The 11,829-nt window shown below is 70.9% G+C and carries 9 protein-coding genes and 1 riboswitch; of the genes, 8 read left to right on the top strand and 1 reads right to left on the bottom strand.

Going from position 1 to position 11,829, the window contains the following annotated elements; translation table 11 throughout:
- Window positions 1-84: 84 nt before the first annotated feature.
- The 8 genes from AC07FK_RS20190 (at window position 85) to AC07FK_RS20155 (ending at window position 9,191) form a co-directional block, all read left to right on the top strand.
- Window positions 85-1,050 carry a transglycosylase family protein gene (locus AC07FK_RS20190; RefSeq protein WP_479106274.1) on the top strand — a complete coding sequence of 322 codons (966 nt, stop codon included), beginning with the start codon at window positions 85-87 and terminating at the stop codon, window positions 1,048-1,050.
- Between the two features lie 268 nt (window positions 1,051-1,318).
- A riboswitch (cyclic di-AMP (ydaO/yuaA leader) is annotated at window positions 1,319-1,489 on the top strand.
- A gap of 3 nt (window positions 1,490-1,492) precedes the next feature.
- The gene (locus tag AC07FK_RS20185) at window positions 1,493-2,191 is read left to right on the top strand and encodes a transglycosylase family protein (RefSeq protein WP_479106273.1); all 699 of its coding nucleotides are present in this window, start codon (window positions 1,493-1,495) and stop codon (window positions 2,189-2,191) included.
- 281 nt (window positions 2,192-2,472) lie between these two features.
- A complete protein-coding gene (eno, locus tag AC07FK_RS20180; RefSeq protein ID WP_479106272.1) occupies window positions 2,473-3,759 on the top strand; it encodes a phosphopyruvate hydratase in 1,287 nt (428 codons plus the stop codon).
- Window positions 3,760-3,892: 133 nt separating this feature from the next.
- The gene (locus tag AC07FK_RS20175; protein ID WP_479106271.1) at window positions 3,893-4,372 is read left to right on the top strand and encodes an FtsB family cell division protein; all 480 of its coding nucleotides are present in this window, start codon (window positions 3,893-3,895) and stop codon (window positions 4,370-4,372) included.
- Between the two features lie 39 nt (window positions 4,373-4,411).
- Window positions 4,412-4,960, top strand: coding sequence for a DUF501 domain-containing protein (locus AC07FK_RS20170; protein ID WP_479106270.1), 549 nt, complete (start codon window positions 4,412-4,414; stop codon window positions 4,958-4,960).
- A complete protein-coding gene (locus tag AC07FK_RS20165) occupies window positions 4,957-5,901 on the top strand; it encodes a Ppx/GppA phosphatase family protein (protein WP_479106269.1) in 945 nt (314 codons plus the stop codon). The genes AC07FK_RS20170 and AC07FK_RS20165 overlap by 4 nt, the downstream gene beginning before the upstream one ends.
- Before the next feature lie 347 nt (window positions 5,902-6,248).
- Complete coding sequence (locus AC07FK_RS20160; RefSeq protein WP_479106268.1) at window positions 6,249-7,643, top strand: NAD(P)/FAD-dependent oxidoreductase; 1,395 nt, start codon at window positions 6,249-6,251, stop codon at window positions 7,641-7,643.
- Between the two features lie 237 nt (window positions 7,644-7,880).
- Complete coding sequence (locus AC07FK_RS20155) at window positions 7,881-9,191, top strand: class I SAM-dependent methyltransferase (RefSeq protein WP_479106267.1); 1,311 nt, start codon at window positions 7,881-7,883, stop codon at window positions 9,189-9,191.
- A 69-nt stretch (window positions 9,192-9,260) separates the two neighbouring features.
- Here the strand turns inward: AC07FK_RS20155 and AC07FK_RS20150 are convergent, their stop codons facing one another.
- A complete protein-coding gene (locus AC07FK_RS20150) occupies window positions 9,261-11,789 on the bottom strand; it encodes an ABC transporter permease (protein ID WP_479106266.1) in 2,529 nt (842 codons plus the stop codon).
- Window positions 11,790-11,829 lie beyond the last annotated feature (40 nt).

Here is an 11,829-nt window from a genome sequence, read left to right as displayed (position 1 = left end):
ATCTGCGCTGCATCGACTTGTAACAAACGTTCGAGTGCCGCTACGTTCTCCGTCAACCTCAGCCGTCGCTCGAAAGGCCACCGCATGCGCTCCGGGAACGGGAGACACCGCCGCCCCCGTCAGGCTCCAGCCCTCGTCGTCGCGGCAGGAGTGACCGGATCCGCCATCGCGATCCCGTTGCTCGGCGCGAGCGGCGCGACCGCTGCCGAAGCCACGACCTGGGACCGGGTCGCCGATTGCGAGAGCGGCGGCATGTGGAGTGCCGACCTCGGCAACGGCTACTACGGCGGGCTCCAGTTCTCCCCCGAGACGTGGCAGAAGTTCGGCGGCACGGCCTACGCGCCGCGCGCCGACCTCGCCAGCCGCTCCCAGCAGATCCAGGTCGCCGAGAAGGTGCTCGCGAAGGAGGGCCCCCAGGCGTGGCCCAGTTGCGCGCTCATCTCCGGCCTGACGGAGGGTGACGACGCCGCGTCGGACGACGGCGCGACCTCCGGACCGGCCGCCGGGCCGGAGAAGGACGCGCCGGCCGCCGCGAGCCGCGACGCCTCCGACGCCCCCGCGTCCGCCGAGCCGTCGGCGGACGAGACGTCCGGGGCCGGCCGGGACGGGTCCTCCTCCGTGAAGGCGGACCGGTCCGAGGCGCCCTCGCGGGACCGGACGCCGGACGGGGACTCCGAGACCCCCGCGGCGCCGTCCGCGGCCGGAAAGGGTGCGAAGGACGAGGAGGGCGACGCTCCCGCGGTCAAGGGCAAGCACCGCGGCGAGAAGGCCCGGGAGGACGACGCGGACGTGTCCGGCGAAGCGGGCGTCGAGCGTGAATCGGGCCGCCACGCCTCCCGGGGTGACGGAGCGACACGTGACGCCGCCACGGCGGAGGGCGGAGCGCGCGCGGACGGCAGCTACACCGTCCGTACCGGCGACAACCTCTCGGCCATCGCCGACGCCCACGAGGTGCGCGGCGGCTGGACGGCGCTCTACAACGCCAACGAGGAGACGGTCGGGACCGACCCGGACCTGATCCTCCCTGGCCAGAGCCTCGATCTGGGCTGATTTCGGGGGGTAGTTCGGGTCGCTATGTCCCGATTGGAGCAAGTGAGACAAGGGTCTCTTTGCCTCAACTCACGTCCGCGGCCCGGACGATCCCGCCCTCTCGCCCCTGACCTGCACGGATATGGGCGGGGTGAAGGGCGGGAAGGGTGATTTCTCCCTGATGAGCCTTTTTGAACATCACGGGCTCATGTGTTTACCGTCGAACCGCTCGCCACCGCGGGCCCCGTCGACCGCCACGCCGAATCCTGCCGGCGGCCGGGGGGAACCGACGCGTAAAGCGCCGTAGGCAGGAGCGGGGGACCCAGGTAGGCGCCGGGCCCGTACGTCGGAAGACGAACGGAACCGGCTTGGGGTTAAGCCGCGCGACCCAGGTCGCGCGCCGGGCACTCACTTGGCCCGAACCCGACAGCTCACCTCGTAGGCGTCGGTGAGGAGATGTCGCATGCTGTTTTCCGGCAAGGCCAAGCACCGCCGCCCGTCGAAGGCCACTCGTGTCGCCACGCTCGTCGGCATCACCGGCGCCGCTGTCGCCGTCCCGCTGATGGGCGCCACGTCGGCCTCCGCGGCCTCCGTCGAGACCTGGGACGCCGTCGCCCAGTGCGAGTCCGGCGGCAACTGGTCCATCAACACGGGCAACGGCTACTACGGCGGCCTGCAGTTCTCCGCCTCCAGCTGGGCCGCCGCCGGCGGCACGCAGTACGCCCCGACCGCCGACAAGGCGTCCAAGGCGCAGCAGATCGCCACCGCCGAGAAGCTCCTCGACATGCAGGGCCCGGGCGCCTGGGCCTGCGCCGGCGCCGGCGGCCTGACCAACGACGGCGTCGACCCGGGTGTCGACACCTCCGGTTCCTCCTCCGCGCAGCAGGAGCAGCCGAAGCAGCAGGCCGCGCCGCGCGCCGCCGAGCAGCCCGCCTCGCGCAGCGAGGTCCGCACCGCGCCCAAGGCCGCCGAGCAGCCCGCCGCGCCGAAGTCCTTCGAGAAGGGCGACGGCGAGTACAAGGTGAAGTCCGGCGACACCCTCGGCAAGATCGCTGAGAAGAAGAAGGTCAAGGGTGGCTGGGAGAAGCTCTTCGAGCTGAACAAGGACATCGTCGACGACGCCGATGTCATCTACGTGGGCCAGCAGCTCCACCTGAGCTGACCCGAGCTCACACCCCGAGCACCCCGGCCCGGCGCGTTTCCCCCGTACGCGCCGGGCCGGGGTTTCGTCTTCGTGCGGGCCCCCGGACCAGGCGGTGTTACTGCCCGGTAGGCCCGGTGTGCCGGAAGTCGGGCACAGAGTTACGTCCGCTATTGCGGGCATTCGCGGCTCTTCTCGTCCCAGGGGGCGGGCGAACGGCCGACCGACGCCCCCGAGCCGGTTAGGCTCTTGTCGCAAGGCCAAAGTGACCCTGCACCCCTAGCGTCACATCCCAGAAGGAGATGCTCGTGCCGTCCATCGACGTCGTCGTAGCCCGGGAAATCCTGGACTCCCGAGGCAACCCCACGGTCGAGGTCGAGGTCGGCCTCGACGACGGCAGCACGGGTCGTGCTGCCGTTCCGTCCGGTGCCTCCACCGGAGCGTTCGAGGCCATCGAGCTTCGCGACGGTGACCCGAACCGCTACCAGGGCAAGGGTGTCGAGAAGGCCGTCCTCGCCGTCATCGAGCAGATCGGCCCGGAGCTCGTCGGCTACGACGCCACCGAGCAGCGCCTGATCGACCAGGCCATGTTCGACCTGGACGCCACCGAGAACAAGGCGTCCCTCGGCGCCAACGCCATCCTCGGCGTCTCCCTCGCCGTCGCGCACGCCGCCTCCGAGGCGTCGGACCTGCCGCTGTTCCGCTACCTCGGCGGCCCGAACGCGCACCTGCTGCCCGTTCCGATGATGAACATCCTCAACGGTGGGTCGCACGCCGACTCCAACGTCGACATCCAGGAGTTCATGATCGCGCCGATCGGCGCCGAGTCGTTCTCCGAGGCCCTGCGCTGGGGCACGGAGGTCTACCACACCCTCAAGTCCGTCCTGAAGTCCAAGGGCCTGTCCACCGGCCTCGGCGACGAGGGCGGCTTCGCGCCGAACCTGGACTCCAACCGCGCCGCGCTCGACCTCATCCTGGAGGCCGTCAAGCAGGCGGGTTACGTCCCGGGCGAGCAGATCGCGCTCGCGCTCGACGTGGCCGCGTCCGAGTTCTACAAGGACGGCGTGTACGAGTTCGAGGGCAAGTCCCGCTCGGCCGCCGAGATGACGGAGTACTACGAGGAGCTCGTCGCGGCGTACCCGCTCGTCTCCATCGAGGACCCGCTGTTCGAGGACGACTGGGCCGGCTGGAACACCGTCACCGAGCGCCTCGGCGACAAGGTCCAGCTCGTCGGTGACGACCTGTTCGTCACCAACCCCGAGCGCCTGGCCCGCGGCATCGAGGAGAAGTCGGCCAACGCCCTCCTCGTCAAGGTCAACCAGATCGGTTCGCTGACCGAGACCCTGGACGCCGTCGAGCTGGCGCAGCGCAACGGCTTCAAGTGCATGATGTCGCACCGTTCCGGCGAGACCGAGGACGTCACCATCGCCGACCTCGCCGTCGCCACCAACTGCGGCCAGATCAAGACCGGCGCCCCGGCCCGTTCCGAGCGTGTCGCCAAGTACAACCAGCTGCTGCGCATTGAGGAGATCCTCGACGACGCGGCCGTGTACGCGGGCCGCAGCGCGTTCCCCCGCTTCAAGGGATAAGCACAGCAAGGGTTAAGCACAGCAAGGGCCGAGCACCGGCCGAGGGCTGAAAGCCTGAGCCTCCCTACGTCCCCGCACCCGGTCCCGTACCGTGTGCGGGGACGTACGCGCGTACAGGGGAGACGGGAGAGACATGGCCGGGAAGAACCGGGACCGGTTCTCCACCACCACCAGGATCCGGCTGCTCGGCGAGCAGACCGCCGCCCGTGTCTACCGCTCGCAGACGCGCAGGCAGGCCCGCCGCTCCCGGCTCACCGGCCGGGCCGCGCTGCTCGTCCTGGTCGTGTGCTCGCTGGTCGTGGCGCTCGCCTACCCGATGCGGCAGTACGTGTCGCAGCGCGGCGAGATCGCCGAGCAGCAGCGCAAGATGCGGGAGGCCGGCCGACGCGTCGAGGAACTGCGCGACGAGAAGGCCAGGCTCAAGGACGACGCCTACATCGAGCGCCTCGCCCGCGAGCACCTGCACCTCGTACGCCCGGGCGAGACGGGGTTCACCGTCGTCGACCCGCACGCCCGCGACCGGCGGCGCGAGGACGGCGGCGGCGCCGACCGTCCCTGGTACAGCAACCTCTGGGACGGCGTCGACAAGGCCGACCGCGCGGGCAACCAGTAATCACCAGTCACCACCGAACACGAAGGCACGAACGCAACGATGGACGCCGCACCCCCGACCACCCCGCGCACCGAGCCCACCGAGGCGGACATCGAGGCGTTCAAGCTCCAGTTGGGCCGCCCGCCGCGCGGACTGCGCGCCATCGCGCACCGCTGCCCGTGCGGACAGCCGGACGTGGTCGAGACGGCCCCGCGCCTGGAGGACGGCACGCCGTTCCCCACGCTCTACTACCTCACCTGCCCCCGCGCGGCCGGCGCGATCGGCACGCTGGAGGGCTCGGGCCTGATGAAGGAGATGCAGGACCGCCTCTCCGAGGACGCCGAGCTGGCCGCCGCCTACCGTGCAGCCCACGAGGACTACATCCGGCGCCGTGACGAGATCGAGGTGCTCCAGGGCTTCCCCAGCGCCGGCGGCATGCCGGACCGCGTGAAGTGCCTGCACGTCCTCGTCGGCCACGCGCTGGCCGCCGGACCCGGCGTCAACCCGTTCGGGGACGAGGCGCTCGCGCTGCTGCCCGAGTGGTGGGCGAAGGGGCCGTGCGTGACCCCGTGCGGCGAGGGCGGCGCGGAAGAGGAGGCCGGCAAGTGAGCACCCGCGTGGCCGCCGTCGACTGCGGCACCAACTCCATCCGCCTCCTGGTCGCCGACACGGACCCGGCGACCGGCGAACTGGTCGAGATCGACCGCCGGATGCGGATCGTGCGCCTCGGCCAGGACGTCGACCGCACCGGCCGGCTCGCCCCCGAGGCGCTGGAACGCACTTTCGAGGCGTGCCGCGAGTACGCCGAGGTCATCAAGACACACGGCGCGCAGCGGACCCGGTTCGTCGCCACCTCCGCCTCCCGGGACGCAGAGAACCGCGACGACTTCGTACGGGGGGTCCTCGACATCCTGGGCGTGGAGCCCGAGGTGATCACCGGTGACGAGGAGGCCGAGTTCTCCTTCACCGGCGCCACCAGGGAACTGGCGGGCCGCGCGGACCTCACCGGGCCCTACCTGGTCGTGGACATCGGCGGCGGCTCCACGGAGTTCGTCGTCGGGGACGGCCACGTACGGGCCGCCCGCTCCGTCGACGTCGGCTGCGTACGGATGACCGAGCGCCACTTGGTGCGCGACGGCGTCGTCTCGGACCCGCCCTCCGCCGACGGGATCGCCGCCGTGCGGGCCGACATCCGGGCCGCGCTGGACCTCGCCGAGGAGACCGTGCCGCTGCGCGAGGCGCACACGCTGGTCGGGCTCGCGGGTTCGGTGACCACCGTGGCCGCGATCGCGCTGGGTCTGGAGGAGTACGACTCGGCGGCGATCCACCACTCCCGCGTCCCGTACGAGCGGGTTCGGGACATCACCGCCGAGCTCCTCTCCTCGACCCACGACGAGCGGGCCTCTATCCCCGTCATGCACCCGGGCCGGGTCGACGTGATCGGGGCCGGAGCGCTGGTCCTGCTCGAGATCATGGAGCGGACCGGAGCCCGGGAAGTCGTGGTCAGCGAGCACGACATCCTCGACGGAATCGCTTGGTCCATCGCCTGACCGAGGAACTTCGTGAAGTTCTTCACAAGGAATTGGGGTCCTTGGGCCTACGAATCTGGGCCCAAAGGCCCTCGGGAGGCCCAACTCCTGCGGGCTGCCCGTATTTCGGACGGCTTCCGGGGCGTCGCGCCGGTGGGAACCGGGACCGGTTCCCACCGGTGGTACAGCCGCCGGAACAGCCCATGCGTCCAGCTCACGGGGGGTTTCCAACGTGCGGCCGTACACCCTGGTTCCCCCGCGGGGCCATGACGTGGATCACGTGGGCGGCGGAGTGTAGCAGAGGTGCCCGAAGTGCTTGTGAAGGGGCTCACGAGCCACCCCCTCCCGAGGGGTGGATACTCGATGGCATGAGCACCACGGAGCGTCCCAGGATCCTCGTAGTAGGCGGTGGGTACGTAGGCCTGTACGCAGCACGGCGCATTCTCAAGAAGATGCGCTACGCGGAAGCGACCGTCACGGTCGTCGACCCGCGCTCGTACATGACGTACCAGCCCTTCCTCCCCGAAGCTGCCGCCGGCAGCATCTCGCCGAGGCACGTCGTCGTACCCCTGCGACGCGTCCTGCCCAAGGCCGAGGTGCTCACCGGTCGGGTCACGACCATCGACCAGGACCGCAAGGTCGCCACCGTCGCGCCGCTCGTCGGCGAGGCGTACGAGCTGCCCTTCGACTACCTGGTCGTCGCCCTCGGCGCGGTTTCCCGCACCTTCCCGATCCCCGGCCTGGCCGAGCAGGGCATCGGCATGAAGGGCGTGGAGGAGGCCATCGGCCTTCGCAACCACGTCCTGGAGCAGCTGGACAAGGCCGATTCCACGACCGACGAGAACGTCCGCCGCAAGGCGCTGACCTTCGTCTTCGTGGGTGGCGGCTTCGCCGGCGCCGAGACCATCGGCGAGGTGGAGGACATGGCCCGCGACGCGGCCAAGTACTACACCAGCGTCAAGCGCGAGGACATGCGCTTCCTGCTCGTCGACGTGGCCGACAAGATCCTCCCCGAGGTCGGGCCCGAGCTCGGCAAGTGGGGCAAGGAGCACCTCGAGGGCCGCGGCATCGAGGTCTACCTCAAGACCGGCATGGACTCCTGCGTGGACGGCCACGTGGTGCTGAACAACGGCCTCGAGGTCGACTCGAACACCATCGTGTGGACCGCCGGCGTGAAGCCGAACCCGGCGCTGGCCCGCTACGGCCTGCCGCTCGGCCCCCGCGGCCACGTGGACACCCAGACGACGCTCCAGGTGCAGGGCTCGGACTACATCTGGGCCGCGGGCGACAACGCCCAGGTCCCGGATGTCGCCGCCCGCAAGGCCGGCGTCGAGAACGCCTGGTGCCCGCCGAACGCCCAGCACGCGCTGCGCCAGGCGAAGGTCCTCGGCGACAACGTCATCTCCGGGATGCGCGGCTTCCCGCAGAAGGACTACAGCCACGCCAACAAGGGTGCGGTCGCCGGTCTCGGCCTGCACAAGGGCGTCGCGATGATCGTCATGGGCAAGATGAAGATCAAGCTCAAGGGCCGTCTCGCCTGGTACATGCACCGTGGCTACCACGGTCTGGCCGTGCCCACCTGGAACCGCAAGATCCGCGTCGTCGCCGACTGGACCCTCGCGATGTTCCTCAAGCGCGAGGTCGTCTCGCTCGGCGCGATGGAGTCGCCGCGCGAGGAGTTCTACGAGGCCGCCAAGCCCGCACCCGCCCCCGCCGCCAAGACGGGTGCGTCCGCCGGCAGCGAGAAGGCCAAGGCGTCCTGACGCTCCACCGTGTCCGACCGGTGAGCAGGACCTAGAACGCGCAGCCCGAAGGGGCCGCCCGCCATCCGTGGTGCGGGCGGCCCCTTCGGCGTGTGCGGGGGTGCCGCTCGGTCGGCGCAGTCGCCACTCGCTTTGCCGATCCGATACCGGGCACGGGGAATGCGGCAGGGTGCCCGCGGGTGTTGTCCCGGGTGAACGCTCAGTGATCCGGGCAACACCGTCACGGAGGTGTGCACCATGGCCGACGCCGCCCAGCGGTTGACCACGCTCGCCGAGGAACTCCTCGGGATCCCCCTGCCGGTCCGCATCCGCGCCTGGGACGGCAGCGAGGCCGGTCCCGCCGACGCCCCGGTCCTCGTCGTCCGGAGCCGCCGCGCCCTGCGCCGCCTGCTGTGGAAGCCCGGGGAGCTCGGCCTGGCCCGCGCCTGGGTGGCGGGCGAGCTCGACATCGAGGGCGACCTGTACGAGGCCCTCGGCCGCGTCGCCGGGCTGCTCTGGGACCGGGGCGCACAGACGAAGTCCGCCGTCCACGCCGTGCGCGACCCGCGCCTGCGCGCCGCCGCCCGGGGCCTGCTCGCCGTCGCGGGGCCCTGGCCGCCGCCGCCCCCGCCTTCGGAGGAGGTCAGACGCCGCAGCGGGCCGCTGCACACCAAGCGGCGCGACAAGGAGGCGATCAGCCACCACTACGACGTGGGCAACGCCTTCTACCGGCTGGTGCTCGGCCCGTCGATGGTCTACTCGTGCGCGTACTTCGACGATCCGGCCCGGGAGACGACCCTCGAAGAGGCCCAGTACGCCAAGCTCGACCTGATCAGCCGCAAGCTCGGGCTCCGGGAGGGGACGAGGCTGCTGGACGTGGGCTGCGGCTGGGGCTCGATGGCGACGCACGCGGCGCGCGAGTACGGTGCCCGGGTCACCGGCGTCACGCTGTCCGGGGAACAGGCGGCGTACGCCCGCAAGCGCGTCGCCGACGAGGGCCTGACCGACCGCGTCGAGATCCGGGTGCAGGACTACCGGGACGTCAGGGACGGTCCGTACGACGCCATCTCGTCGATCGGCATGGCCGAGCACGTCGGCTCGGTCCAGTACCGGGAGTACGCCGACGACCTGTTCGGGCTGCTGAAGCCCGGCGGACGGCTGCTCAACCACCAGATCGCGCGGCGGCCGGAGCCGAACGAAGAGGCGTACCACGTGGACGAGTTCATCGACGCGTACGTCTTCCCGGACGGCGAGCTCGCGCCGCTCGGCCGCACCGTGGGGACGCTGGAGGACGCGGGCTTCGAGGTCCGCGACGTCGAGTCGATCCGTGAGCACTACGCCCTGACGCTGCGCCAGTGGGTCGCCAACCTGGAGGCCGGCTGGGCCGAGGCGGTACGGGCGACCTCCCTCGGCAGGGCCCGCGTCTGGCGGCTCTACATGGCGGCCTCCGCCCTCTCCTTCGAGCACAACAAGATCGGCGTCAACCAGGTCCTCGCCGTCCGGCCCGGGCCCGGCGGCGCGTCGGGGATGCCGCTGCGGGCCCGGACCTGGAACCCGCCGGCCGGGTGACCCGCGGCGCGCACGGCGAAGGGCCGGCCCCCGAGGGGAACCGGCCCTTCACCCGCGCGCCGTACGCGCCTACTCGGCCTTGATGGCGTCGAGCATGTTCAGCCTCGCCGCGCTGCGGGCCGGCCACATCGCGGCCAGCACTCCGACGACCGCCGCCAGGAGCAGGAAGACGCCGATCCGGTCCCAGGGCAGGACCAGGGCGTAACCCGGCACCTGGTCCCTGACCGTCTGGCCGATGGCCCAGCCCAGGAACGTGCCGAGGCCGACACCGATCACCGCACCGAAGAGCGAGATGACCACGGCCTCCAGCCGGATCATGGTCTTGACCCTGCGGCGGTCGAGACCGATCGCGCGCAGCATGCCGATCTCCTGCTGACGCTCGAAGACGGACATCGCCAGGGTGTTGATGACGCCGAGCACCGCGATCAGCAGGGCCATGCCCAGCAGGCCGTACATGATGTTCAGCATCGTGTTGATCATGCCGCCGAACTGGTTGCGGATGTCCTGCTGGTCCATCACGCTGATCGCCGGGTTCTGCCCCAGCGCGTCCACGAGCGCCTTCTCGTTCGCCTCGCTCGCGCCGCCGTCCGTCTTCACCCAGATCTCGCGGATGTACGGCTTGGCCTGGTGCTCGGCGACGATCTTCTGGTCGACGAGGACGGGCGAGAGGAACTCGTTGCCCTTGTACGTGGCGCCGACCTTCAGCTTCCCCTTCTTGCCGTCGGCGTACTTCACGGGCACGCTGTCGCCGACCTTGAAGCCGCTGCTCTTCGCCGTCTCGTCGGCGACCGCGATCGCGCCCTCGGCGAGCGAGTCGAGCGAGCCGGCGACCGGCGTGACGTTGATGACCCGCTCGATGTCGCCCGGCGTGACGCCGGAGGCCGCGGCCCACTCGCCCTTCAGCTCGAAGTCGGCGGCCGTCTGCGGGGAGACCGCGGACACACCCGGGACCTTCTCCAGCGCGCTGAGCGCCGACGTGTCCAGCGAACCGCCGCCGGCCATCGTGAACATGTAGTCGGCCCTGATGTTGTCCGTGGTCATCTTGTCCACGGCCCGGCCCATCGTGACGCCGAGCACGGAGAGCCCGGTGACCAGGGTGAGACCGATGGCCAGCGCCGACGCGGTGGCGCCGGTACGCCGCGGATTGCGGACCGCGTTCTGGCCGGCCAGCGTGCCCGACACCCCGAAGACCTTGCTGATCAGCGGCCGTACGAGCGCGATGACCGGACGCGACAGCAGCGGGATCAGCACGATGATGCCGATCAGCGCGAAGAAGGCGCCGGCCCCGATGAGCATCCGGCCGTCCTTGCCGGCCGCCGCGCCGGCCAGGATGCCGGCCGCGCCCAGCAGCGTGATGAAGCCGCCGATGGAGTTCCGCACGACGAGCGACTTGGTGGTCGCGACCGCGTGCACGCTGCTCATCGCCGCCACCGGCGGGATCTTCGCGGCCCGGCGGGCGGGCAGCCACGCGGCGAGCATCGTGACCAGGACACCCACGGCGAAGGCGGCGGCGACCGCGGTGGGCGAGACGATCAGCGGACCGGCCGGCGTCTTGGCGCCGAACATGGACATCACGGAGCGCAGCCCGGTCGCGAGCCCCAGCCCGAGGGCGAAGCCGACCACCGAGGCGATCGCGCCGACCACCATGGCTTCGAGCAGCACCGAGCGCTTGACCTGGCGGCGGGACGCGCCGACGGCGCGCATCAGCGCCAGTTCCTTGGTGCGCTGGGCGACCAGCATGGTGAAGGTGTTGGAGATCAGGAAGACGCCGACGAACAGCGCGATCGCGGCGAAGCCGAGCAGCACCTGGTTGAGGGCGCTCAGGCTCTCCTCGATCATCTTCGCCTGGTCGTCGGCGAGCTCCTTGCCGGTCTGGGCCTCGGCGTCCTCGGGCAGCAGCGGCTTCACCGCGCCGAGCAGCTTCTGCTCGGACGTGCCGGAGGCGGCGGCGATCGTGACGTCCTTGAAGTGACCCGGCGTCAGGTAGAGCTTCTGGGCGACCGGGGTGTCGAACAGGACCAGCGAGCCGCCGGCGTTGACCTCGCCGTCCTCGGTGGTGAAGACACCGGAGAGGGTGTACTCCTTCACCGGTCCGTTGGTCGCGACCCGCACGGTGTCACCGGTGCGGTACTCGCCCTTGTCGGCCGTGGCCTCGTCGAGGGCGATCTCGTCCGCCCGGGCGGGGCCCGAACCGTCGGTGAAGTCGTACGCGGGGTCCTTGCCGTTCGCGCCCGGCTCGAAGTTCGCGCCGGTGTTGGACCAGCCGTTGCCGATCAGCTTGCCGTCGGGGTCGGCGACACCGGCGAAGCCGGAGACCCGGCCGGTGGCGGAGGCGACGCCGTCCAGGGCCTGGATCTTCTCCAGGGTCCGGGCGTCTATGCCCTGGTCCCTCTTGCCGCTCTCGAGGTCGGGGTACGTGGTGACCGCGACGGCGACGTCCTTGTAGCTCTTCGCGGACTGGTTGCTGTAGGCGTTGGAGAGGGTGTCGGTGAAGACCAGGGTGCCGGACACGAAGGCCACGCCGAGCATTACGGCGAGCACGGTCATCAGCAGCCTGGCCTTGTGCGCGAGCACATTGCGCAGGGCGGTACGGAACATGTTTCGGTCAGTCCTGGGGTGGGTTCGGCCGGGGGAGGGG

The organism is Streptomyces sp. NPDC046122 (assembly GCF_056429965.1).
This window is presented reverse-complemented; position numbering and strand designations above follow the sequence as displayed.

What these genes read in the sequence shown, in the direction of transcription:
- AC07FK_RS20190 (WP_479106274.1), top strand. Translation starts at nt 85, where the DNA reads ATGCGCTCCGGGAACGGGAGACACCGCCGCCCCCGTCAGGCTCCAGCC.
- AC07FK_RS20185 (WP_479106273.1), top strand. Translation starts at nt 1,493, where the DNA reads ATGCTGTTTTCCGGCAAGGCCAAGCACCGCCGCCCGTCGAAGGCCACT.
- eno (WP_479106272.1), top strand. Translation starts at nt 2,473, where the DNA reads ATGCTCGTGCCGTCCATCGACGTCGTCGTAGCCCGGGAAATCCTGGAC.
- AC07FK_RS20175 (WP_479106271.1), top strand. Translation starts at nt 3,893, where the DNA reads ATGGCCGGGAAGAACCGGGACCGGTTCTCCACCACCACCAGGATCCGG.
- AC07FK_RS20170 (WP_479106270.1), top strand. Translation starts at nt 4,412, where the DNA reads ATGGACGCCGCACCCCCGACCACCCCGCGCACCGAGCCCACCGAGGCG.
- AC07FK_RS20160 (WP_479106268.1), top strand. Translation starts at nt 6,249, where the DNA reads ATGAGCACCACGGAGCGTCCCAGGATCCTCGTAGTAGGCGGTGGGTAC.
- AC07FK_RS20155 (WP_479106267.1), top strand. Translation starts at nt 7,881, where the DNA reads ATGGCCGACGCCGCCCAGCGGTTGACCACGCTCGCCGAGGAACTCCTC.
- AC07FK_RS20150 (WP_479106266.1), bottom strand. Translation starts at nt 11,789, where the DNA reads ATGTTCCGTACCGCCCTGCGCAATGTGCTCGCGCACAAGGCCAGGCTG.